The organism is Pseudomonas sp. SMV71 (assembly GCF_052042015.1).
Taxonomy (GTDB): Bacteria; Pseudomonadota; Gammaproteobacteria; order Pseudomonadales; family Pseudomonadaceae; genus Aquipseudomonas.
On record NZ_JBKGGU010000003.1, the window covers coordinates 75,939 to 101,236 of the forward strand.

At 62.9% G+C, this 25,298-nt stretch carries 14 protein-coding genes; 5 read left to right on the top strand and 9 right to left on the bottom strand.

What is annotated here, in order from left to right; genetic code table 11:
• Positions 1-7: 7 nt before the first annotated feature.
• The 3 genes from ACLEJQ_RS03510 to ACLEJQ_RS03520 are packed head-to-tail and all read left to right on the top strand — an operon-like array spanning position 8 to position 14,483.
• Positions 8-9,058 carry an amino acid adenylation domain-containing protein gene (locus ACLEJQ_RS03510; protein WP_440792226.1) on the top strand — a complete coding sequence of 3,017 codons (9,051 nt, stop codon included), beginning with the start codon at positions 8-10 and terminating at the stop codon, positions 9,056-9,058.
• Complete coding sequence (locus tag ACLEJQ_RS03515) at positions 9,055-12,843, top strand: non-ribosomal peptide synthetase (protein WP_440792227.1); 3,789 nt, start codon at positions 9,055-9,057, stop codon at positions 12,841-12,843. Before ACLEJQ_RS03510 ends, ACLEJQ_RS03515 begins: the two co-directional genes overlap by 4 nt.
• Complete coding sequence (locus ACLEJQ_RS03520) at positions 12,840-14,483, top strand: cyclic peptide export ABC transporter (RefSeq protein WP_440792229.1); 1,644 nt, start codon at positions 12,840-12,842, stop codon at positions 14,481-14,483. The genes ACLEJQ_RS03515 and ACLEJQ_RS03520 overlap by 4 nt, the downstream gene beginning before the upstream one ends.
• A 7-nt stretch (positions 14,484-14,490) precedes the next feature.
• Here ACLEJQ_RS03520 and fhuF read toward each other — a convergent pair whose 3' ends face one another.
• Positions 14,491-15,222 (bottom strand): siderophore-iron reductase FhuF, encoded by a 732-nt coding sequence (gene fhuF / locus ACLEJQ_RS03525; protein ID WP_440792231.1) that lies wholly within the window; start codon positions 15,220-15,222, stop codon positions 14,491-14,493.
• Positions 15,223-15,421: 199 nt separating this feature from the next.
• Here fhuF and ACLEJQ_RS03530 point away from each other — a divergent pair, with 199 nt between their 5' ends.
• Entirely contained in the window at positions 15,422-15,637 is a 216-nt protein-coding gene (locus ACLEJQ_RS03530; RefSeq protein ID WP_440792232.1) for an MbtH family protein, read from the top strand.
• A gap of 37 nt (positions 15,638-15,674) precedes the next feature.
• The gene (locus ACLEJQ_RS03535; protein ID WP_440792234.1) at positions 15,675-17,105 is read left to right on the top strand and encodes a diaminobutyrate--2-oxoglutarate transaminase; all 1,431 of its coding nucleotides are present in this window, start codon (positions 15,675-15,677) and stop codon (positions 17,103-17,105) included.
• A 230-nt stretch (positions 17,106-17,335) separates the two neighbouring features.
• On the opposite strand, the gene ACLEJQ_RS03540 is transcribed toward ACLEJQ_RS03535, so the two are convergent.
• From ACLEJQ_RS03540 to gstA, 8 genes are all read right to left on the bottom strand, one after another.
• Positions 17,336-17,731 (bottom strand): ester cyclase, encoded by a 396-nt coding sequence (locus ACLEJQ_RS03540; protein ID WP_440792236.1) that lies wholly within the window; start codon positions 17,729-17,731, stop codon positions 17,336-17,338.
• Between the two features lie 90 nt (positions 17,732-17,821).
• On the bottom strand, positions 17,822-18,583 hold the full coding sequence (locus ACLEJQ_RS03545) for an SDR family oxidoreductase (protein WP_440792238.1): 762 nt from the start codon (positions 18,581-18,583) through the stop codon (positions 17,822-17,824).
• A 37-nt stretch (positions 18,584-18,620) separates the two neighbouring features.
• Positions 18,621-19,448, bottom strand: coding sequence for an EamA family transporter (locus ACLEJQ_RS03550; protein WP_440792240.1), 828 nt, complete (start codon positions 19,446-19,448; stop codon positions 18,621-18,623).
• 76 nt (positions 19,449-19,524) lie between these two features.
• Positions 19,525-20,430 (bottom strand): transcriptional regulator GcvA, encoded by a 906-nt coding sequence (gcvA, locus tag ACLEJQ_RS03555; protein ID WP_440792242.1) that lies wholly within the window; start codon positions 20,428-20,430, stop codon positions 19,525-19,527.
• 135 nt (positions 20,431-20,565) lie between these two features.
• Complete coding sequence (gene yfcF, locus ACLEJQ_RS03560) at positions 20,566-21,198, bottom strand: glutathione transferase (RefSeq protein WP_440792243.1); 633 nt, start codon at positions 21,196-21,198, stop codon at positions 20,566-20,568.
• A gap of 99 nt (positions 21,199-21,297) precedes the next feature.
• On the bottom strand, positions 21,298-22,587 hold the full coding sequence (locus ACLEJQ_RS03565; RefSeq protein WP_440792244.1) for an MFS transporter: 1,290 nt from the start codon (positions 22,585-22,587) through the stop codon (positions 21,298-21,300).
• A 215-nt stretch (positions 22,588-22,802) separates the two neighbouring features.
• Positions 22,803-24,566, bottom strand: a complete 1,764-nt coding sequence (locus tag ACLEJQ_RS03570; protein WP_440792246.1) for a S8/S53 family peptidase — start codon at positions 24,564-24,566, stop codon at positions 22,803-22,805.
• A 79-nt stretch (positions 24,567-24,645) separates the two neighbouring features.
• Entirely contained in the window at positions 24,646-25,248 is a 603-nt protein-coding gene (gene gstA, locus ACLEJQ_RS03575) for a glutathione transferase GstA (RefSeq protein WP_440792248.1), read from the bottom strand.
• Positions 25,249-25,298: the final 50 nt, after the last annotated feature.

A 25,298-nucleotide genomic window follows, 5' to 3' on the forward strand; every position in this document is an offset into this window, starting at 1 on the left:
GAGTGCGATGACGCAACAAGCGTTCCTGGAGATTGCGCAGCGACTGGCTTCCTTGCCTGCGGACAAGAAGAAAATTTTTCGCCAGCGCCTGGCCGAGAAGGGCATCGATAGCTGGCGCCTGCCGATCGTACCCGCCGTGCTCGCTGAAGCGGGGCGCTTGCCGCTGGCTCAGGCGCAGCGGCGTTTCTTGTCGGCGGAGGCCCTGAGCAGCCGGGCGCTTTACAATCTGTGCTCGGTGCTGCGTTTCGACGGTCGCCTCGATGGCGAGCGCTTGCAACAGGCCATGCAACAGTTGACCGACCGTCACCAGATACTGCGCACCCGTTATACGACCGACTCGGACGGACAATTGCAGTCCCAGTGCGAGCCGCAAACAGTCACTCTGCCAGACGTCGAGCCACTGAGCCTGGCTGCCGGCAAGTACGAGCAGTGGTGCGCCGATGAGTACGCCCGGCAACTGGCCGAGCCCTTTGACCTCAGCCAGTCGGCACCTTGGCGCTGGCAAGCGTTCAGCGATGCGCAGGAGCGGTCGACCTGGCTGTTCTTCACCATTCACCATGTGGCCTACGACGCCTGGTCGGCGCAACAACTGACCCTGGAACTGGCCGAGGCGTACCGGGCGCTGGCTGTGGATGAGCCGGCCCGGCAGCCTGAACTGAGCATCCAGTACGCCGACTACGCCGCTTGGGAACAGGAATGGCTGGACAGCGAAAGCTGCCGCCAGCAAATCGATTTCTGGCGCGCCCAGCTGGTCGATGCCCCGGCGCCACTGGCGTTGCCGCTGGATCGGCCACGTCCGGCGCCCACGCAACGCCGCCACAGCGGCGCGGTGCTGGCTCGCACGCTGTCTGCGCAGCTGACGACGGCGGTCGAAGCGGCTATCCGCAGTCATGGGGTGACGCTGTACATCTATGGCCTGACGGCTTTCAGCTGCCTGCTGTCGCGCTACAGCGGCGAGAGCGACCTGTGCCTGGGCACCTCGGTCGCGCACCGTGACCGTCCGGAGTTGGTGCCGCTGATCGGGCCTTTGCTCAATACCCTGGTGATCCGTCAGCGCCTGCACGACAACCCGGACTTCACCACCGCGCTGCTGCGCACCCGTGACACCGTCGCAGCGGCTTTCGATCATCAGCAGCTGCCTTTTGAAAAAGTGCTCGAGAACCTTGAGCGCCCGCGTTCGAGTCCGCTGTTCCAGGTCATGTTCGTTCAGGTGGACTTGCCTGAAAGCCGCACCCTGACATTGCCGGGTGTCGCGGTTGAAGTCCTTGATCCGCCGCAGCGTCATGCACGCTTCGACCTCACGCTGCGCCTGGTGCGCACCGCTGACGCGGGCTTGCGCTGCGAGTTGGAATACAGCGACGAATTGTTCGACGCGGCGACGGTCGAGCAGATGCTCGACGACTTGTTGGCGATTTTCGAAGAGGCGGCGAGTCATCCCCAGCGCCGCCTGGCCGAGTTCCCGCTGGTTTCGCCGCCAAGTGAACTGTGTGGCCCGGCGTTGGGCGTGATGCCCTTACCGCTGGACCGGCAGGTGCTGCATTGGGCCGCGCATACGCCGACCGCGGCAGCGCTGTGCAGCGCCAACGAAGCCATCGACTACGCCACGCTCGGTGCCGCGAGCCGTGCGTTGGCCTCGCGACTGGCCGGGCAGGGCGTGGGTCCGGGGCAGGTGGTTGCGCTGTGCATGCCGCGTTGCGCGGAACAACTGCTGGCGACGCTGGCGTGCTGGCAACGAGGCGCGGTCTGCCTGTTTCTCGACCCGGCACAACCGCCGCAGCGACTCGCGCAGTTATTGCAGGACAGTGCCGCAAGCCTTTGGGTGACTTTGGCCGAGGCCCCGGAAACCGGCATTCAGATGGCTCGTCTGGTGCTTGGTGCCGCCGACTTGCGTGCCGAGGCCAGCGAGGACCTGGGCGAGAGCCTCAGCCAGCCGCACTTGCCGGCCTATCTGATTTATACCTCCGGTTCGACCGGCCAGCCCAAAGGCGTGATGGTCACCCACGGCAACCTGGCGCATTACGCCAGCGCGGTCGGTCAACGCTTGCAAGCGAAGCCGGGCAGCCGCTGGGCGACATTGGCGACCGTGGCGGCGGACCTCGGCCTGACGTGCGTGTTCGCTGCGCTGAATGCCGGTGATCCGTTGATCCTGCCGCCGGCCTCGTTGACCTTCGATCCGCCCGGCTGGGCTGACTTTCTTGACGAGCAACCGGTGGATTGCCTGAAGATCGCGCCTTCGCACTTGCGCGGTCTGCTGGCGCTGGACGATGCCCGACGAGTGTTGCCCAGGGATGTGTTGATCCTGGGCGGTGAGGGTTTCGATCACACCTTGTTCGCACGGGTGCGCGAACTGGCCCCGCAACTGCGCATCTTCAACCACTACGGACCGTCGGAAACCACGGTGGGTGTGATCTGCGGAGAAATCCGCTCGCTCGACTCGCTGGACCCGGGTCCGTACCTGCCCTTGGGCCAGCCGTTATCGGACTGCCAACTGCGCATCGTCGACGGCAACGATGTATCGGTGCCGCTGGGCGTCGCCGGCGAATTGCTGATCGGTGGCCCTCAGGTGGCCCAGGGGTACCTCGGCCAACCTGAACTGAGCGCCCAGGTATTTGGCTCCACCGCCCAAGGCCAACGCTTCTATCGCAGCGGTGACCGGGTTCGCCTGGATCGCAATGGGAACCTGGTGTTCCTCGGGCGTGGGGACGATCAGGTCAAGATCCGCGGTTTCCGCGTTGAACCGGGCGAAGTCAGTGCCTGGCTCAAGGCTCAACCGCAGGTTCGCGAAGGGGCGGTGATAGCCCGCGAGGTCAAAGGACGCACGCAGCTGGTGGCGTACCTCAGTCCGGCCCTGGCCACCGACGCCTTGGCGAGCCTGCAAGCCGAGGCCAAGCGTCAATTGCCGGAACACATGGTGCCCAGCCATTGGTGCGTGCTGGAGGCGTTGCCGCTGACGGCCAATGGCAAGCTCGATAGACGTGCCTTGCCGGAACCGGCCGAGCAGGCGTCCGCCGTTACCGCCGCTCGGCCACCCAGCGGTGCCACGGAACAGCGCCTGGCGCAGTTGTGGTGTCAAGTCCTCGGCTGCGCGCACGTCGGGCGCGAGGATGATTTCTTTGCCCTGGGCGGCGATTCGATCCTGAGTTTGCAATTGATCGGCCTGGCTTCGCGTGAAGGGCTCAAGCTGCAACCGCGCGATGTCCTGCAACACCCCACCCTGGCGGCCATGGCCCTGTGCATCGATGCTCGGCAGGATCCGGTGTTGCTGACCGTGCTCACGGCCTTTCGCGAATTGCTGGAGCAGCCTGGCCTGGGTCCGGACGCGGATTTCTTTGCCGAGGGCGGGGATTCGATCCTCAGCCTGCAATTGATCGCGCGCCTGCGTCAGGCCGGCCTGCGCCTGATGCCCCGGCAGTTGCTGGAAAACCCCACCGCCCGGCAACTGGCCGGGGTCTTGGCTGGTGCAGCCTCGCCGACCGTTGCACCGAAACAGGAGACCGAGGTCTCGGAGCCGTCGCGTGCACTGTCCCACGCCCAGCAGCGGGTGTGGTTCATGCAACAACTCGATCCGACCGCGACGGCCTACAACGTTACGCAGTTGCTGGCCTTGCGCGGTGAGCTGGATGTGCCTCGTCTGCAACGCGCTTGCCAGGCCCTGGTCTCGCGCCATGAGGCTCTGCGTTGCAGGTTCTTCGAAGCGCACGGGCAAGTCTGGCAGCGCCTGGATGAGACGGCCTCTGCCATTTTCAATGTGCATGACCTCAAGGGCCAGGATGAGTCGCAGCAGGTAGCAGCCATCGCCGGTGCCGCCAAGCGGGTTTTCGACCTGGGACAGGGACCGTTGCTGGCAATCGACCTGTTCTGCGTGGCACCGGGTGATTACCGCTTGCTCTTCAATGTGCACCATATTGCCGTGGACGGCTGGTCCATGGGTTTGCTGGTCGAGGATTTTGCGCGGCTGTACCAGGATCAGAACCAAGACCTGAGCCAGGACATGCCCGCCACCGCCGGATTACTGCCGTTGATCGAAGCACAGCGGCGAGCTCTGGAAGGAGAACAGGGCAGCCAGCTGCTGGCGTATTGGCAACAACGCTTGCAAGGTCTGGGCAACGAGCCGCTGGAGTTGCCGGACCACTGCGCCCGCCCCACAACGCAGGCCTACGCCGGTGCCCGCGCCGAATTTGCCTTCCCCAGCTCGTTGAGTGCGGCTATCGATGCCCGGGCCAGAGCAATGGGTGTCACGCCGTTCGTGCTGTACTTCGCCGCTTACCAACTGCTGCTTTGGCGTCATGCCGGGCGCACTGATTTCGCTATTGGTTTGCCTGTGGCCGGGCGCGAATCGGCTGAGAGCCAGGCACTGGTCGGCTTGTTCGTCAACACGCTGGCGCACCGGGTGCAGATCGATGCCCGGCAAAGCCTGCAATCCTTTATCCACGACCTGAACGGGCGGTTGGCCAGTGATCTGGCCCATCAGGCGCTGCCGTTCGAGCAATTGCTGGACATGCTGAACGTCGAGCGTAGCCTGGACCGCACGCCGGTGTTCCAGGCGATGTTCAACTATCAGGCTGACCACCGTGATGCGCGCAGCCTCAGCCTGCCGGGCATCCAAGTGGAGCCGCTGGCGCTGCCGGACGGTGTGGTAAGCGCCAAGTTCGACCTGACGTTCAATGTGTTTAGCCGAGGCCGTGGAGCCGATGCGCGCACCGGTTTGATTGTCGAGTACGCGACCGCCCTGGTGCGCCCCGGCACCAGCCAACGACTGGCGGAGGATTACCAGGGCCTGCTCACCAGCCTGGCCAGCCTCGATCTTGCGCAGCCCTTGCTGGAAGTGCCTCTGGGCTCAGTCGCAACCCTGGCCACCGCAGGCACGTCCGCGCATCTGGATGGCGAAGCGGATTTTGTCACGCGCTTTGAAGTGCAGGCTGCCGTTCACCCTGAGCGTATCGCGGTGTGCTGCGCCGGGCGCCGCGTGAGCTACGCGGCGCTGGATGCCCAAGCCAATCGCCTGGCTCACTGGTTGCTGGCGCAGGGCATCGGGCAGGAGTCGACGGTCGCTTTCTGCCTGCCGCGAGACGAAAGGCTACTGGTGTGCCTGTTGGGCATCCAGAAGACCGGTGCAAGCTACCTGCCGCTCGACCCCGCTCATCCAGCGGCACGGCAGGCACAGATTCTCACTCGGGCGCGGCCGCAATTGCTGCTCTGCGACACGCTGTCCGCAGACTTGCCCGGGCACTTGCGCAGCTGCCTGTGGGCAGACCTGCCGTTGTCACAATTTTCGGCGCCCACCTACACAAAATCCCCGGGCCTGGCGACAACCCTCGAGCAGTTGGCTTATACCCTCTACACCTCGGGCTCGACCGGACAACCCAAGGGCGTGCAGATCAGTCGAGGCAGTTTCGCCAACTTCCTGCTGGCCATGGAGCAGGCGCTGCCGCTGGATAATGTGAAGCGCTATCTGGCCCTGACCACCGTGACCTTCGACATTTGCGGTCTGGAGCTGTGCCTGCCGCTGGTGCGCGGCGGCACGGTGGTGCTGGCCAATGATGAAGAGCGGCAGGACCCCGTGTTGCTCGCAAACCTGATCCAGGACCAGGCCGTGGATCTCATCCAGGCCACACCGGCCACCTGGGCGATGCTGTTGCAAGGCGATCGCCAGGTACTGGCCGGGCGTGTGGCCCTGGCCGGTGGTGAGGCGCTGGCGGCGGAGATGGCAACCGAACTCAGGCAATGCGTGGCCCATCTCGTCAACGTCTACGGCCCGACGGAGACCACGGTGTGGTCGACCCAGACGCCCATCGATGCCCTGCAATCGCCCGTTGCCCCGATTGGCCGGCCGTTGCTCAACACCCGTTGCCACGTCCTGGATGAGCACCTGTGCGAAGTGCCGCCCGGTTGTGTGGGTGAGCTTTATATCGCCGGTGACGGCCTGGCCCGTGGTTATGCCGGGCAACCGGGGTTGACCGCCGAGCGTTTCATTGCCGATCCGTTCAGCCGCGAGGGCGGGCGGTTGTACCGCACCGGTGATCTGGCGCGCTGGCAGCCCGATGGGCAGCTGTATTACCTGGGCCGCACCGATGACCAGATCAAATTGCGCGGTTATCGCATCGAGCTGGGAGAGATCGAGGCCGTGCTCCTCAGTCATCCCGATGTAGTGCAGGCGGTCGTGGCCGTGCAAGGCGAGCATCTGGCCGCTTTCTGGGTCGCCAGTACCGCTAACCCACCGGACGACACCGCGATCCGCAACTATTTGCAGGCCCGTTTGCCGGCGTACATGTTGCCGACGCATTTGCAGGCGCTGGAACAACTGCCCCTCAATACCAACGGCAAGGTGGATCGCAAACAACTGCCACGGGTCCGATTGGAGGTCAGCGGTGCAGGCGTCATCCAGCGCGCGCTGACGGCCAGCGAAACATTACTGGCCGAGGTCTGGGGAGCGGTTTTGAACCAACCGCAGATCCCTGCCGATGGGCATTTTTTCCAGTTGGGCGGGCATTCGCTGATGGCGGCCCAAGTGCGTGCGCGTTTGCGTGAGCAAGGCCTTGAAGTGCCCTTGCGCTGGCTGTTCGAAACGCCTGTACTGGCGGACCTGGCACTGCGTATCGAGGGCCTTGCGCCTCGCCTGGACCTGGCTTCGTTGCAGATCCCCCGCGTCGACCGACAAATGGATCAACCGTTGTCCTCGGCGCAGCAACGGGTCTGGTTGATGCAGCAGTTGGATCTGGCTGACAGCAGCTTCAACATGAGCAGCAACGTGCGCTTGCACGGACCACTGGACTGCCACGCCCTGGAGCGTGCATTGCATCGGTTGGTGGAACGCCATGGGATCTTGCGCACCACGTATCACCAGCGTGGCGGCGAGTTGTACCAGCGGATCCACGAACAGCTGTCGGTAACGTTGCAAGTGATCGTGTCGAGCGCGGCGCAGTGGCCGGTCGATGCTCGCGATGTTGCGCTGCGACCGTTCGACCTCGCCGGCGAGGCACCGCTGCGGGCGGTCCTGTACCGCCTCGGCGAGCAGGATCATGTGCTGCAACTGGTCATGCACCACATTGCTTCGGACGGCTGGTCCGGCGCCGTGCTGGTCGATGAGCTGATCCAGGGTTACGAGGCCTACAGCACAGGTGTGCTGCCGCCGCAGGATGAACTGGCGATCCAATACGTGGACTACGCGGTATGGCAAGGTTCGCCAGAGGTACAGCGGCGTCAGCGTGAAGGTCTGGCGTTCTGGCGACAGGCCCTGGCCGGCATTCCTGCGCAAGTGCCGCTGCCGTTCGATTTCCCACGCCCGGAGCGCGACAGCGGCACCGGGGCGGCGCTGGACTTCCAGTTGTCGGCGGCCACGGTGGGTCGGGTGAAGGCGTTTGCGCAAGAGAGCGCAACGTCACCGTTCATGCTGCTGCTGACGTGCTATGCCGCCGTGTTGCAGCGCGAAACCCAAGGGCGCGACCTGGTCATCGGGACGGACGTCGCCAACCGCGAGCATCCTGCCACCGAATCGCTGATCGGCTTCTTCGTCAATCTGCTGGCCTTGCGCATCCGCCTGCAACCGGAGCTGAGTTTCCGCGAACAAGCGCAGCAGGTCCGGGAGGTGTGCCTGCAAGCGTTCGGCTGGCAGGACACGCCGTTCGAGCGTGTCGTCGAATGCCTGGAGCTGCCACGGGTGGCGAATGTCCATCCGCTGTTGCAGACCTTGTTCGTGCTCGACAACACGCCGCGCCAACAACGCCAGCTCGGCCATTTGCAGGTCGAGCCGCTGACGGGCGAGCAGCACCATTCCAAGTTCGACATGGCCCTGTTCGCCAGCGAAGACGGCGACACGATCAACCTGCGCTGGGTATATCGCACCAGCCTGTTTCGCCAGGCCACGGTCGAACGCCTGCGCGATGCCTTCCAATCGCTGCTGGACATGGCGCTCGGTGCGCCCGACAACCCAATCGATACCTTGATCAAGACTCCTGGAGGAGCCGCCGTCATGTCCACGGACAATCCGCTGCAACGCAAAATGAGCAAATTGGGCAAGATGCGCCAGAGCGGGTCGCCTGTCACTCGCGAGCCCTTCGAAGCCCGACCGCTGCGCGAAGGCTCCAAGTTCCCCTTGTCGATTCAACTGCGTGACCGCGAACTGGCGCCTGCCATCTGGGCGCAAGCCAACCGCGATAAGGTCGAGAACTGGTTGCTCGAACACGGTGGCATTGTCTTCCGTGGTTTCGATCTGCCGACGCCGGCGGCTTTCGAAGCGTTCTGCCAGGCCCTGTGCCCGCAGCTGTATGGTCAATACGGTGACCTGCCGAAGGAAGAGGGTGGCAAGAACATCTACAAATCCACGCCCTATCCCAAGGACCGGATGATCCTGTTCCACAACGAGAGTGCCCATCAGCATCGCTGGCCGCGTCGGCAATGGTTCTACTGCCAGATCCCGGCCACGTCGGGTGGCGCGACCCCGATTGTCGACAGCCGCCAGGTCTACCGGGAACTGCCGGCCTGGCTGCAAGCGAACCTGCGGCGCAAACAGCTGATGTACGTACGTAATTTTAGTACCAGCCTGGACGTCAGCTGGCAGCATTTCTTCCAGACTGAAGAGCGGGCCGACGTCGAACGGATCTGCCGTGAGAGCAACATCCAATTCCAGTGGCGCGGGGCCAACGACCTGCACACCCGCCAGGTGTGCCCGGCGGTCATCCTGCACCCGCTGACGGGCGAGGAGAGTTTCTTCAACCAGATCCAGCTTTATCACCCGGCCTTTCTCGACGCCGATGTGCGCGAGCAGTTTCTACGCGACGGTGAAGCCTCGATGCCCCGGCAGGTGTTCTACGGTGACGGTTCGGAACTTGAACCGGAGGCTATCGAGGCGATCAACACGGCTTACGAGCGTTGTGCCGTGCGTTTCGATTGGCAGCAGGGGGATGTGGTCATGCTCGATAACATGATGGCGGCACACGCCCGGGACCCGTTCGAGGGCGAGCGCAAGATCGTGGTGGCCATGGGGGAGATTTACGGTCGTGACCAGGTGATGGCTGCGCCGGCGCAGACAGAAGAAACACACGCAGGGATGGAATCATGATGGACCTCGGACTCACGCTTTCACCCCAACAAAAGCAATTGGCCCAGGCCAATCCGCAAGCCTGGCGCTGGGTTCGGATGCAACTGACGGGCGTGCCCGAAGGCATCGTCGAGCAACGCCTGCGTGATTGTCTCCGGCAGCATCAAGCGTTGCGCCTGCGCTATCAGCGCCCGGTCGGCGCCACGGGCTTGCGCCAGCGCGTGGTCGAGCCGTTCGAGCTGCGCCTGGACTGGCGTCAGGGGCGCTCGAATGAACAGCACAATGAGCAGACATGGCTGCGCGACGCCCAGCGGTATTGCCTGACGGAGCAGCCCGATGTATTGGCCTGGCTGCTCGACGATTGGCTGCTTTTGGCGGTGCCGGTGTATTCGCTGGATCAGCGCAGCCTGATCCAGTTGCAGGAACAATTGCTGGGGCGCGCCGCGCCGTTGGACGCCGAACCCATGCAATACGGCGAATACGTCGAATGGATCAACGGCCTGCAATTGGATGAAGATGCCGAGCAGGGCGTGCAGTTCTGGCGCAACCAGGCCTTGCAGGACGTGCCGGGCATGCGATTGATCGAACGCTATGGCATCGCCAGCGGCAATTCTGCCATTGTCCGGCTGATGCTGGCGCCGGCACTGCCGGCGGCGTTGAAGGCCCTGGCCGAACGCGAAGACCTTGCGGTCGAGCCACTGGTCCTGGCCGCCTGGGGTGGATTGCTGGGCAGGCTCAATGGCCAGCCGGACGGCCAGTTGGGTCTGCAGCACGATCCTCGTGATGACTATGAAGAGCTATCGGGTGCCTACGGGCTGTTCGAGCAGACCCTGCCGATGACGGTGCGGATGTCGGAGCACAGCACTTGGATCAACCTGGCGCGGCCATTGGCACGGCAACTGGAAAACGCAGTGGCCTGGCAGGAATATGTGGGCCAGGCCCAGTTATTGCCCGACTGGCGCGCCAGCTTCCAGGCTGGGCTGCGTGTCCTGTCCGCAGCGTCGCTGCAAGATGTGCAGGTCCTGTCCTTCGACAGTCCCGTCGAACTGCAATTGCAGCTGACGCTCGATGCCCAGGGCCGCGCAGAGCTGGTGCTGGCCTACGATGAGGGTCTGTACCGGGAAAACCAGATGCAAGTGTTGCTCAAGCGCTTCGGCCATTGGCTCGAGCAATTGATGGAATCGCCCAACGAACTCATCCATCGCCTCGATTGCCACTTGCCCGAGGAACTGTCGGCGGTGCAGCCCCGTCCCGCCCTGGCGCCGGATCTCGATATCGTCGCCACCGTGCGCGAACACGCACGGACACAACCGGATCGGCCGGCGCTACGCTATGCCGAGCAAATTTTCTCCTATGCCGAGCTCGATGCCCTGAGCGACCGTGTGGCCGGCAGCCTGCGTCAGGCCGGCGTCGGCCGCGAGCAGGTGGTCGGCCTGTACTTGCCGCGTGGGGCGCAAATGTTGATCGCGATGCTGGCCTGCTTCAAGGCCGGTGCGGCCTATTTGCCCCTCGATCCGCAACAACCCCCTCTGCGTCTGGCCGGCATTATCGACGATGCCCGACCGGCCCTGTTGCTGCACCTGGAAGGGCTGCTGCCCGATACCTCGGTCGATACGCTGTGCTGGTCGCAGGCGTCCATCGGGCCAGTGTTCGATACGCCGGTGCAGGGCACCGCGCAAGACCTGGCCTACGTACTCTATACCTCGGGCACCAGCGGCAAGCCCAAGGGTGTGCAGATCGAGCAAGGTCAGTTGCGCCATTACGTCACGCAGGTGACCCGCGCGCTGCAGTTACCCGAGGGCGGGCACTATGGCCTGGTCTCCTCGCTGCTGGCGGACCTCGGCAATACCGTGCTGTTTCCGGCCTGGTTGCAGGGCGGTTGCGTGCATCTGCTGGAACAGTCCACCGTGACGGATGCGCGGGCATTCGCCGAGGAGCTTCAGCGTCACCCGTTGGACGTGCTCAAGATTGTCCCTTCGCACCTTGAAGCCCTGATGGGCGAACACGCGACCAGCGCTGTTCTTCCAAGCCGGGTTCTGGTGTTGGGCGGAGAGCCGATCAGCGAGCATTTGCTCAGTCGTCTGGCCCAAGCGAAACCAGCCTGTCGCCTGTACAACCATTACGGTCCGACGGAGACCACCGTGGGGGTCTTGTGGCGGGCGATCGATATCGACCAGGGCGTGAGTGGCAGTGCCTTGAATCAAGTCTTGGGCGATAACCGTATCCACCTGCTCGATGAGCAGCAACGACCGGTGCCACCTGGTCAGGCCGGGGAGTTGTGCATCAGCGGCGCCAGCGTCGGCCGCGGTTATGTGGGCGGTTTCGGCAGCAGTGCCTTCGGTGTCGATCCGCTCAGCGGCAGCCGCCTGTATCGCACCGGCGACCTTGCCTTGTGCCAGGCCGATGGTGCGCTGCGTGTGCTGGGACGCAACGATCAGCAGGTGAAGATCCGCGGGTTCCGCCTGGAGCTGGCGGAAATCGAACAGGCGCTGTTGGCCCAGCCGGGCGTATTGCAGGCCGCTGTCTTACTGGACGGTGAAGCCGACCATGCCCGCTTGCTGGCGTTCGTGGTCAGGGACGAGGTCGTGTTGCAGACCAACGATCATCTGGGTGCCGCCCTGGCTCGCCAGCTACCGGACTACATGCTGCCCAGCGCTATCTTTGCGCTCAAGGCGCTGCCACTGAACAGCAATGGCAAGCTGGATCGCAAGAGCCTGCTCGAACGCGCCAGGCAGCGCTTGCAGAGTACCCGTGTGGCACCTGTCGGTGAGCTGGAAACCGCCATCCTGGCTATCTGGTGCGAGGTGCTCGGCGTTGACGAACTGGGCGTGACCGACCACTTCTTCAATGTCGGTGGGCATTCCCTGGCGGCGATCAAAGTGGTCTCGCTGATCCGCGAGCGCCTGTCGCTCGAGTTGCCGACCAACCTGTTGTTCGAACGGCATACCGTGCGTGACCTGGTCCAAGGGCTGGGCAAGCATGACAGCGGCGGCCCTTGGAAAGTCTTGCAGGACGCGGATGGGCATGCGCCGGCCTTGCTGCTGGTGCACGGCGCGCAAGGGCATCTGCAGGCGTATCAGCCGCTGCTGGACAACCTCGACGGTAACGTCGCGGTGTTTGGCCTGGCCGCCCTGGAAAAGGGTTGGGGCGAGTGCGACATGGACGCGTTGCTGCACCAGTACGTGGCGAGCATCCCCGTGCAGCTGAAACAGCGCCCGTTGGTGCTGCTGGGCTGGAGCCTGGCGTCGCGCCTGGCGTTGCTGCTGATTCCCCATCTCCAGGCCAACGGCTTTAACGTCGAAGGGCTGGTGGTACTCGATCACGATGCGCAGCGCAGCCTGGCCGGTGAGGGCGATGAGGCGGGCCAGTTGATTGCCGATTTCGCTTTCTACTGCCGCAGCCATGCCCAGCCCATGGGCGAATCGCTGCGCGAACGTTTGACGGGCCTGTTGGCCGGGCATGACTACGCCGAGGGAGTTGCCCGCTTGCTCGACGATGCCCAGGTGCGTGCGCATCTGCAATGGGACGCCGCCGATGCGGATTTACTCAGGCTATTAGCGCAGTATCGGGCGATCAAAACGCGCTTGTATGAACAGGACTTACCCACTGTCGACGTACCGCTATGGCTCTGGCGCGGCAACGCCCATGCCGACTTGCTGGCCTCGTGGCAAGCGTATACTCGGCAGGCTGTTCGTCAGTGGACGCTGGACGTGGGTCATCACGAGATGCTCGGGGAGCCGCGATTGGTCGAAAGCCTGCTGCCTTTACTGTTGCAAACCTCTGCCAAGGTGGTGTCTGCCCCATGATCCTATTGAAAGAACTGCTGCATGACGCTCGATGGCGCATTCTGCTGGCAATTCTGAGCAGCGCCTTGAGCGCGGCCACCAGTATCGGCCTGATCGGCTACATAAACCGCAGCCTGGAGCACGGCCTGGACGATATCGGCCTCGGTTTGCTGCTGTTCGGTGGCTTGCTGATCCTGTTGTTCCTCAGTGGTATCACGTCGCAATGGTTGCTGGTGCAGATCGGGCATCGCCTGGTTTACCAGTTGCGCCTGCGGCTGGTGGGCAAGGTGTTGGGCACTGCACTCGAACGCATCGAGCGGCTGGGCAGCCCGCGTATCTACAACGCGCTGACCAAGGACGTGACCACCGTCGCCACGGCGTTCAAGCAACTGCCGATCTCGCTGTACAACGGCCTGTTGCTGCTGGCCGGGCTTGCCTACATGGCGTGGTTGAGCGTGCCGTTCTTTGTCTTGACTCTCGGTGTGATTGCACTGGGGGTGGGGCTCGATGTGCTGCTCGGGCGCAAGGTCAAGGCCTTGATGCAGGCGGTACGTCGCCAGGACGACCAGTTGACCGAGCAATTCGAGGCCGCCATCCAGGGCCGCTGCGAGTTGGGCCTGAGCCGGGAACGCCGGCACCTGCTCTATGAGCGCAAGCTCGAACCCATTGCCCGGGCCTCGCTGGATGCGTCGGTACGTGCCGACACGCTGTGGGCGGTGAACTTGAACTGGACGACACTGTTGGTGTTCGTGCTCATCGGCACGCTGTTCTTTCTCGGCCAGGGGCTTGGGTTGCTCAGCCAGCAGGTGGTGGTGGGCTACGTGCTGGCGATCATGTTCCTGCGCACGCCGATCTCGATGATCCTGGACGCCATTCCTGCGGTTATTCGTGGTCATGTCGCCTTGCAGGCCATCGATGCCCTGGCGCTGGGCGAGACGGTGCAGTTCAAGACCCTTGCGCAAGCGGCAGAGCCCTTCGGCGAGTTGCGCCTGTCGAACGTGCGCTATCGCTATCCAGGACAGAGTGACGAGTTCGCCTTCGAGCTGGGGCCGATCGACCTGTCGATTCGTCGCGGGGAGTTGATTTTCATCGTCGGCGGCAATGGCAGCGGTAAATCGACCCTGGCCAAGCTGCTGACGGGACTCTACGAACCCACTTCGGGGAAGGTTGCGCTGAATGGCGTGGTCCTCGATGCCAGCACCAGCGAGTGGCACCGCGAGCATTTCGCGGCCATTTTCGCCGACTTCTACCTGTTCGCCGATGTGCTGGGCGAGGCGGGTGATCATGACGGGCTCGAGGCTCGGGTGGACCACTATCTGGACCGCCTGGGACTGGCCCATAAAGTCCAGTTCGCCGCCGGGCGGCTGTCGACCACGGCGCTCTCCCAAGGACAGCGCAAGCGCCTGGCGCTGTTGTTGCTGATGATGGAAGGCCGGGAAGTGTTCTTGCTCGACGAGTGGGCGGCCGACCAGGATCCGGTGTTCCGCCATGTGTTCTACAACGAGCTGCTACCCGAACTGAAGGCGGCCGGCAAGACGGTGATTGCGATCACCCATGATGACCGTTATTTCGACGTGGCCGACCGGGTCTATCGTCTCGATTACGGCCATCTGGTGGACTATGACCGAACGGCGGAAAACCCTTTCCAGCTGGCGAAATAGGGGGCCGTCAAACGGACTGCTCCTTGCACTCATCGAGGGGGCAACTGCTGCAATAGCCGACGCCGGGAAGGCGGTAGCGAATGCAGCAGATGCGCCTGAGGCGCTGCGGCTCGTCCTCGCCGATATCCTGGTAATGCACCGGGGCGAACAAGGGATTGCGTCGCCCGTCGGGGCGCAGGCGAGCGTTCAGGATCTCTCGGGCCGGTGCGGTGCTGTGGGCGTTGGCCAGCGGATGCAGGTCGATACGGCTGGTGACGAACTCGAAAGTATTGCCGGCATTGCTCCAGAACAGCCGGGGCGATGCCCGGGAGGCACTGACCAGGGTTTCGATGACGGGCGCCAGATGCTCCTCGATCAGGGGATGGAATCTTTCGAAGGCGGTGCCGGGAGGTAAAGGATGGCCGGCATGAGGCAAGTGCAATGCCTGTGGCCTGGCATCGTCGTTCAGTTGGAGTCCGGTGTCGGCGAGCGTCAATGGCAAGTCCCAGTGCTGGAGCAGATTGGCCGCCATCACCGGTGCCAGGAACGTGCTGAAGTACCACTTGGACCACAGCGAAACCAGGGCCAGGCGCTCATCGGTCTTGTACCGCGCCTGCAACTCGTCGACGAAAGCATTGAAATGCCCCGGCTGGAAGAACCTGCTTGCCGGCACATCCGTTCGAGGATGGCTGCGCAGTTGCAGCTTTTCACCGTGGTCGGTCAGCGGACCGGTGAACAGCGGGGCAAGGCTGGGAATCATCGACTCATCCGTGGACCGCGAATTGAGAGCGGTTATCGTTCAGAAGGGCTCGAAGTATAAACAGGGCGTTGCGGTCTTGCGACTGTTCATCGTCGAGACGAATTTTGAGAAACAGGTACATCTTTAAAAATATTAATGAGAATCGCTACCATTAGTATTGTATCGTAGGATCCTCCCGTCATACCCCAAGGAGTAAGCAATGAGTGTGGACAGCCCGGATACCCGTTTTCTGGTTGTAGTCAACGAGCAGGAGCAATACTCAATCTGGCCGGATTATCGAAGTGTGCCCGACGGTTGGCGCGCGCTCGACGTCAAAGGCAGCAAGCAAGAGTGCCTGGACCATATCGAAAAGGTCTGGACCGACATGCGCCCGCTGAGCTTGCGCCAGGCCATGCAGGAACAAGGACAGGGCTGATCGCCCGCGACAGAGTTTCTTCACTCAGGGATTCAATATGGAAAGCGTCCAGCCCCGTCTATCTTCCAGCGCAACCTTCACGCTGGAACAGTTTCGCCAGCAAGCGCCGCGTGAACTGAACACCAACCCGTACCTGCAACGCCAGGCGGCCCGTGAGTCGAATGCCCGGTCTTATCCGCGACGTATTCCGTTGGCGCTGCAAGAGGCCCATGGCCTGTATGTCCGCGACACCCAGGGGCAACTGTTCATGGATTGCCTGGCGGGGGCGGGGACGCTGGCGCTGGGGCACAATCACCCGGTCGCCATTGCGGCCATGCGGCAAACGCTCGACTCGGGCTTGCCCTTGCATACCCTGGATCTCACGACGCCGGTCAAGGATCGTTTCGTCGAAGACCTGTTCAACGCGCTGCCGGAAAACTTTGCCCGTCATGGTCGCATTCAGTTTTGCGGCCCGACCGGTGCCGACGGCATCGAAGCGGCATTGAAACTGGCCAGGACAGCCACCGGTCGCAAACCGATCCTGTCGTTCTCCGGCGGCTATCACGGCATGACGCTTGGAACATTGAGCCTGATGGGCAACCTGGGGCCGAAACAGGCTTTGGGTTCGATGATGGCTGACGTACAGTTCCTGCCATACCCCTACGACTACCGCTGCCCGTTCGGCATCGGCGGCGAAGCCGGTATCGATGCAGGTCTGCATTTTATCGAGCAGTTGCTCGGCGACCCGGAGTCGGGTGTCTTGCCACCCGCAGCCGTGGTGGTCGAAATCGTGCAGGGCGAGGGCGGTGTGATTGCCGCGCCGATCCGCTGGCTTCAAGGGCTGCGCCAACTGACCCGCAAGTTTGGCGTGGCACTGATCATCGATGAAGTACAGACCGGCCTGGGCCGTACCGGCAAGCTGTTCGCCTTCGAGCATGCGGATATCGAACCGGACATTCTCGTGCTGTCCAAAGCCATCGGCGGAGGGTTGCCGTTGGCCGTGATGCTGTACCGCGAAGAGCTCGATACCTGGAAACCAGGCGCCCATGCCGGCACCTTCCGTGGCAATCAGATGGCGATGGCGGCGGGGGCGGCGACGCTGCGCCACATCATCAGTGAAGACTTGCCTGGGCACGCCGATGTGATGGGGCAACGACTGATGACGCAACTGCGTCGGCTGCAAGGCGATTACGCATGCCTGGGCGATGTGCGTGGCCGGGGCCTGATGGTGGGCGTGGAGATCGTCAGCGACAAGCCGAGCGACAATCGCGTACCGGCCGGGGATACGGCCCTGGCCCAGGCCATCCAGCGCCAGTGCCTGCGCCTTGGAGTCATCCTGGAGCTGGGAGGACGCCATGGTGCCGTGGTGCGATTCCTGCCGCCATTGATTATCCAGCCTGAAGAAGTCGACCTACTGGTCGAACGCTTCCAGGTTGCCTTGGCCAATGCTCTGGAAGAGGTCAAGGGACGGACGCTGCACATTGCCTGAAGCAGGGCGATAAGGTGTGAAGCCAATGACCCGATGAGTCGTAATACTGTCACTCAAGGAAACCACTGAACCCGTGGCGAGGGGGCTTGCTCCCGCTGGGCTGCGTAGCAGCCCCATTTTTTGTGAGTGCTGCGCACTCAAGCGGGAGCAAGCTCCCTCGCCACAGGTTCATCTACTTTCTTGAGTGGCAGCATTTCGACTCATCGGGGCTTTGCCTTAAGCCCCGAGCGTCACTGCGCTGATTGGAGCTGAGCTTCAATCGCGTCCTTGTCGATGACCGACCAGACCTCATGGATCCTGCCGTCCTTGAACGCATAGAAAACGTTTTCCGCGAAAGAGATTTTCGCTCCGTTCACAGCAAGGCCCATGAATTCACCCACCGGTGTGCAATTGAACACCAGGCGAGCCGCCACCTTGTCTGGGTCGGTTACCAGGCATTGGATTTCAAAGCGCAGGTCGGGAATTTCCCGATAGTTCGCTTCCAGCATGCTTCGATAGCCATGCAGTCCCAATGGTCTGGCGTTGTGAACCACATCCTGATGGACAAAATGGCCGAGGTTTTCCCAATCCTGTGCATTCAGGCAGGCAATGTAGTCGTTGTAACGATCGGCAAGATCCGAAGGCATAAGAACGATTCTCCGCTTTGTGTCTGTTCGCAGAGTTTAGTCGCGCCGTGAGATCTTCGATTTGTCGAGTGGTGAAGGCGCGGGCAAAACTCATTTACCCCCCGTCACATCAAGAAACGTCCCGGTCACGAACGACGCCTCAGCACCGGCCAGCCACAGAATCGCCCGCGCCACTTCCTCCGGCTGCCCACCCCGGCCCATCGGGATCGAGTCCTTGACGCGATCGACCCGCCCAGGCTCGCCGCCGCTGGCATGCATCTCGGTATAGATGTGACCGGGGCGCACGCAGTTGACGCGTATGCCTTCCCGAGCCACTTCCTTTGCCAAGCCGATGGTGAACGTCTCCAGGGCGCCCTTTGACGCTGCGTAGTCGACGTATTCATTGGGGCTGCCAAGCCGTGCCGACGCCGAGGAGACATTGATCACCACTCCGCCCGGACCGTTATGTCGGTGAGACATGCGCTTGAGCGCCTGCTGGGCGCAGAGCATCGGGCCGATGGCATTGACCGCAAAGATACGCTGCATGCGCTCCAGGCCGAGATCCTCCAGGCGTGACTGACGCGCCAGTACCCCGGCGTTATTGACCAGTACGTCGATGCGACCGAACGAGCGGTCGATGGCCGCGAACAAGCCGGCGACTTGCTCGGGGTCGGCGCTGTCGGCCCGCATCGCCAACGCCCGACGACCCAACGCCTCGACATCCGCCGCTACCGCCAGCGCTGCGGGTTCGTTGGTCACGTAGCTGATCGCGACGTCATAGCCTTGTGCGGCCGCCAGGCGTGCGGTGGCGGCACCCACTCCGCGACTGCCGCCGGTGATCAGAATCAGCGGTGCCTGTGAGACGTTATCCATCGAGGGAACCTCCTGTAACGGTGGGGAACCAGCCGTGTCAGCCAATGATAAGGATGCCGCTGGCAATCACTGCGCACGCCAGGATCCGGCGGGCGGTGAGTGGTTCGCCGAGGAACAGGTAGCCAATCACCGCCGCAAACAACACGCTGGTTTCGCGCAATGCCGACACCGCGCCCAGGGGCGCTTCGTTCATGGCGTAGATGATGATTCCATAAGCCAGCAGGGAGACCAGCCCGCCGGCCAGGGCGGTCGACATGCCGGGTCGAATGGAAAATAGGCTGCGGGCGTCGCGCAGGCCGATGTACACCAGCGGCATCAGCGCGCCCCACAACGCGCACATCCATACGGTGTAGGCCAGCGGCGCGCCGGAGAGTCGGGTGCCGATGCCGTCGGTGACGCTGTAGGCCGCGATGAAACAGCCGGTTCCCAGTGCGTAGGGCAGGCTGGGCACCGCCAATTTGCGACTCCTGAAAGCCAGGGAAATGATTGCGCCTGACACCAGCGCGATCCCCAGTAAGGTGCCGGGGGCAATGCTTTCGCCGGCAAAGACTGCGGCGCCCAGGGTGATCAACACCGGTGACGAGCCCCGGGCAATCGGATAGGTCTGCCCCAGGTCGCCGATCCGATAGCTGCGCACCAGAAACAGGTTGTAGCCGACATGCAGCACCGCCGAAAGCGCCGCATAACCCCAGCTGGCGGGTGCTGGCGCGACCATGAAGGCGGCTGCAACGACACTGGCGAAGGCGACTGCGACGCACATCATCGTCATCGACCATAGCCGATCGGCGCCGCCACGCAGCAGTGCATTCCAGCCGGCATGCAGCAGGGCAGCGAAAAGAACCAGCAGAGTGATATGAATAGGCATGGGCTGATGTTAAGCAACCCGGTGCCCGGAACTACAGCGAAGTCTCCTCATCGTTGCATGAACAGATCTTCATGCATCAAGCGTAAGACTGTTGGGCTTTCAGCGCCTCGCTCATTAACCATTGACGAAAACTGACGATGTGCGGCTGCGATTCGATGCCTTTCGGACAGACGAAATAGTAGGCAAGCGGTGAGGGGAACGGCACATCGAACAGCCGCACCAGACGGCCATCGCTGATTTCCGCTTCAACGTGCCCGCTGCGCACCAAGGCGACGCCTTGGCCGAGCAGGGCAGCCTCGACCGTCATGTTGGTGTCGCCGAACCTGACGCTGTCCTTGAGTGGCAGGAATTCCAGCCCAACGTTTTGAAACCAGACTTCCCATTTCGGCACCAGCTCGGCGCCGTCGCGGGTCAGCAACGGGTAGTGCAACAATTCGGCGGGGCTGGCAGGTGTCCCGAAGCGCTGCAGCAGATCGGGGCTTGCCACTGGAAACACCTGTTCGCCGAACAGGAACTCCGAATACAGGCCTGGGTAAACGCCCTTGCCGAGCCGGATCGCGACATCGGCCTGGGTCTCGGAGAAGTGGATGATCCTGTCCGTGGTGTCCAGCGAAACCAACAGCTCGGGATGCTGCCGGGAGAGGCCGGGCAAGCGTGGCAGCAGCCATTTCAGGGCAAAGGAATAGGTCGTGCTGACTTCCAGACGAACCCGGTCTTTCTGCTCGCGCAGATCATTCAGGGTTGCCTCCAGGCTCATGAAGAATTCCCGCACGATGGGCGCCAGCGTGGCCCCTGCTGCCGTGAGGCTCAATGATCTGCCGCGCTCGAACAATTGCAGGCCCCAGAGCGCCTCAAGATGCTTGAGCTGGTGGCTCACCGCGCTCTGGGTGACGTGCAGTTCCTGGGCCGCAGCGGTGAAGGTGGTGTGTCGGGTCGCCACTTCAAAGGCGCGCAAGGTAGCGGTGGGCGGCAGGTCTCTCATGAAGGGTATCCCGGCGAGTCAACGGAAGTTCGTGGCATGAACGCCAGCTCATGTTAGAGCATCTCGGGCACGGGATGAGAGATCAGCCGCCGAAAGCCGATGTTGAAATGCAGCCGGGATACCGCAGCGCGCTTTCTACAGCGCAGGACGTTGCAGCTTGACCCACTCTTGCACCGTAGGCCGTTGCCACTGGCGCTGTGCGTATTCCACCAGCGCGGCGGGCACGGCGTCGCCGTTGAGTATCAAGCGGTTGAGCATCAACGCCAGGTCAACGTCGGCAATCGACCATTGGCCGAACAGGTACTCGGGGCTGTCGGCCAGCAGCGCCTGGGCGGCGCCGACCAGCTTGCGCGCCGCCGACTCGGCCGTTGGCGACAAGGGCGCCGATTTGACCCCGTAGAACACCACCAATGTCGAACGCTCCTGCCGAATCGGCAGCAGGTCACTGCGCAACCATGCCTGCACCTGGCGCGCCCTGGCACGTTGGAATCGATCCTGCGGATAAACCGGTATCGAAGGGAAGGCCTCTTCCAGGTACTCGGTAATCGCCGACGATTCAGACAGGGCGAAGTCGCCATGCACGAGCGTGGGCACTCGTTGGGTCAACGAAAGGCTGGCATAGTCCTGCGCGAGGTTTTCGGACGCATAGAGGTCAATCGGGCTGATCTCCAATTCGATGCCTTTTTCACGAAGTGCCACGAACACCGACATGGCATAGGGGCTGCTGAACTGGGCGTCAACGTACAGGCGCAGGCGGGAATCGGTCACGGGTTCATCTCCTTATGTATGAAGCACACACGCTACGAGTTCCGGCGCGATAAATACAATTCAGCTTTTTCATGGGCGTATTCCTGGTCGGAATAGCGCTCAGGCTGCATCGCTCTTACGCTTTGGGCTACTCGCCGAAACCGCGGCGGAGCCTCTGAGCAACCGAACGGCCCCCTCTCGATAGAACGCCAGAATGGCAAGCACCTGCACAACGACCGCCCCCGTTACAACAGCCGCGACGGCATGATCCGGATCGCTGAAGCCTGCGCGCACCAGGCCGAAGAAAGCCGGGGCAAAGGCATAGGTGGCCTGGCTGATCGCGACCATCAGCGCGATCACCCGGGCGGTTTGTTCACGACTGAACTCGACTTGCGCGATCAATGGCGGCAATGAGGTGGCGTTGCCAATCCCCGAGCCGATCAGCACCACGGCGATCCAGGCCACGCTCGGGTGAAACGCCAGGCCGAGGAGCATCAGTGTGCCCAGCAGCTGGATGGCATAACCGAGACAGGCCAGATGCCGGCGGTTGGCACCTTGGGTCATCAGGCGAGCGGCCACGTAGCGTCCGCCCATGGCGCTGGCGGTGGCCAGGCCCATGGCGAGCGCGGCGTCATGCGCGCCGATGCGTCCCGCCAGGATCGAATATAAGTGTGCGATAAGGCCGATCTGGGCGAACAACCCCAGGGACATGCCGGTCGCCAGGCTGCGGAAGCTTGACGATTTGAATGTCTGCATCGCGGTCCACGGCGTGGCGCTGGGGCTGATCGGCGCGGGTTCCGGCTGTCCGGCATTGTCAGGATGCTGCCCCAGGCTCTGCGGGCTTTTGTTGAAAACCAGGAGGGCGAAGGCGCCGATCAGCAGCACGGCGATGACGCTGATCACCAGCGCCGCCATGACAAAGCCGAAACGCTCGATCAACAACACCCACAGCGGCGAAAAGATCACGCCGCCCATGCTCGCACCGTTGTAGGCCTTGCCCAGGGCCTTGGGCCTGTCCTTGACGTACCACGGCGCAATCAAGGTATTGACCGCCGTGGCGCCCAGCGTCACCCAGCCGAAACCGGAGCAAACCGCACCGGCGTACAGCACCCATAGCTGGTTGGCCTGGGCCCAGGTATTCACGCCGATGCCCAGGACAATACTGCCCAGCAGGGTGATGGCTGGGATACCGAAGCGTGCGTAAAGCCGTGGCAGGTTGGCAATGACCACCGTGCCGCTGAGAAAGTGCAAGGTGACGGCAGTCGAGACCTGGGCAATGGGCCAACCGGTGCGCTCCATCACCGCTTGCATGTAGATCGGCGGCCCGTAGAAGCCGACTCCCCAGCCGATCATCGCCAGGATGAATGTGCAGGCCAGTACGGTTTTTCCAAAAAAACGGCGGTGTTTCATTTGCTATCTCCTCCATGTCGGCCCGCAGGTTAAATTCCCAGCGGGCCTTACACTTCGAGGAGCGTCGAACTGTGGATGTCGAAAATCGAGCAGCGACCGGCTTGCCACTCGATACCGGAATACCGGATCCAAAAAGAACCCACGATCAGCGGAGCTGGTTGTAATGCTGCTCGGGGTGGACGTTCCTGGAGGTTATGGTCGGCGATGTAGCTCAATCAGCGCACACGCCGACGGCTCTGCTCCGCCAGATCCAGCGCCTTGTACATGTCCAGCCGCGCCGAACGGCCCACGTCCTTGTCGTTGAGCTGGTAGTTGCGCTCCGACGGCAGGATGGGCGCGGTGAGGTCTTCGGCGTCCATTCGTTCGAAGTCGTGATTGTCGCCGATGGTCATGGCGCTGCGGCGTAGCAGCATGCGCAATTGCTCGGGCTGCAATTGCGGGTTGATGGAGAGCATCGCCGCCACCAGGCCGGTGACCATCGGCGTGGCATAGGAGGTGCCACAATGCACGGCGCCGTCCTGGCCGGCTTCGGTTGTCGAGGCGTGGGTGCACGCGGCGGCGGTTATGTCGACGCGCATGTCGATGTTCGAGGAGCTGCGCTTGACCGCATAGGTCGGGTCGTCGACAGCGATCCCGGCCCGTTCGCTGCGCTGGTGGCCGCCGACCACCAGCAGTTGTTCCGTGATGAAAGAGGAGGGCAGGCGGTATTCATCGCTGCCCGAGAACGACGAACCGTTGCCGGCGGAATTCACCACCACCACGTCGGGATGTTCCTTGCGCAGCCAGAGAAAGAATTCCTCCAACAATTCCTCGTAGCCGCCCATGGCGATGCCTGAGCGCAGCAGGGAATCCACTTCGTCGCCCTTGACGTTCTTTGCGCCGACACGATGAATGCCCCAGCTCCAGTTGAGCACGCGTACACCGTCTTCCACCAGGTTGACCGAGGCGGCGATGTTGGCGGTGATGCCGGCATCGGAGTTGCGTTCGACGATCACCTCGAAGCCTCCGCTTGCCGGGTCCAGGCCACGGAGCAGACCGCTGTTGCCGCCGTCGTTCCAGCGGGCGGCGAGGATGCCGGCGACGGTGGTGCCGTGGTTGTCCGGTTTGTCCGCATCGCGGGCATAGACACAGGTGCGCGGGGCCGAACATGCCCCGACATAGTCGGCAAAATCCGCCGTGTCGAAATCAACGTCACGCTCGATCAGGCCGATGCGCACCGGTTGCGGGCGGATGGGGTCCTGCCGGCCGGGGATGCGTCGCAGGTAGTAGTTCACCCCATCGAGAAAACGGTTCGCGGCCCATTCATCGGAGTCCGGGGCCGGTTTCTTCGGGTCTTGCGGGGCAGCCGCCTGCTCGGTTTCTTCAGCGGCGGATTCTTCGATCACCACGGCGTCCACGCTGGTTTCGCTGCCCAGGCGCAGCACCAGCGCATCGCGTTGCATCAGGTCCGTGGCCGGCAAGCGCAGTTGATAGAGATTCAGTGGCGCGATACTGCCGACCACCTTGGCCCCGTACTTCTCGGCCAGGCGTTCGGCCTCCTGGCGGCCGTCGTGGTTTTCCTCGATCAGCAGGCTGACCAGGTTGACGTAAGTGGTCAGGCCGTCCATGTTCTTCGCCACCTCATCCGGCCCGGCGGCCACCACATGACTGTTGCGCAACGTCAGCCAGGCGGCATTGCTTTGGCGCGCGCCGTCCTCCAGCCACAGCGGACCGCTTTGATAATCGGTGAAGTCCAGGCGCAACCGCAGGTTTTGCCCATCGCGCTGGACGGCATCGGCGGGCAGGGCCTTGCTCCCAAGTTTCAGTTGCGGCGTTGCAGCACCCAACCCGCGAACAGTCAGGCACCATTGCTGGTGCTGGCTCTGCAGCAGGTCGCCACAACGTTTCAGGCTTTCCAGGCGCAGTGGCTCATGGGCGGCGATTGCGCCGTGGCTAGTCAGAGCGAGCAATGTTGCAAGAGCAATAGGGCGTAGCGGCATGGTCGGGTTTCTTGCCAAAGGGTCCAGTTGTTCGGACCGCCGCACGGCTTGCTTCGTTCAGAAGACAGCCTCAGACCGGTCACGTCGCCGCTTCCGCAGCGATGGCCGCCTGGACGCTGGGGCGCACCTCGATCCGCGCCATGAACGACGCCAGCGCAGGCCAGCCCTTGATATCGATATCGAAGAGCGGCAGCCACTTCAGGACGCTGAACAAATAACTGTCGGCCAGGCCGAAGGTGTTCATCAGGTAATCCTGGTGTCGCAGCGATTCAGTCAGGTAGTCGAGGCGCTTGAACAGTTTCTGTTTGAAGACGGCTTTGGTGGGCTCCGGGATATCGGTATTGAACAGCGGCGCGCAACCGCTGTGAATCTCTGTGGCGATGAAGTTCAGCCACTCTTGCAGCCGAACCCGCTCCCATGTGCCATTCGCCGGCGCCAGTGTGTTGCCTGGGACGAGGTCCGCCAGATACTGGACGATGGCCGGCCCCTCAGTCAGCACCTTGCCGTCGTCCAGCACCAGCGCGGCGACGTAGCCTTTGGGGTTGAGGTCGAGAAAGTCCTGGCCGTCGGCGGTTTGCTTGGTCTTGTTGTTGACGCGGACCAACTCGAAGGCAATGCCCAGTTCCCGCAGCACGATATGCGGTGACAAAGAGCAGGTCAGGGGGGCGAAGTACAGTTTCATTTCCGGGTAGTCCTTGCTTGGGGATGAAGACGCGCCGCTAGCATCCGCGA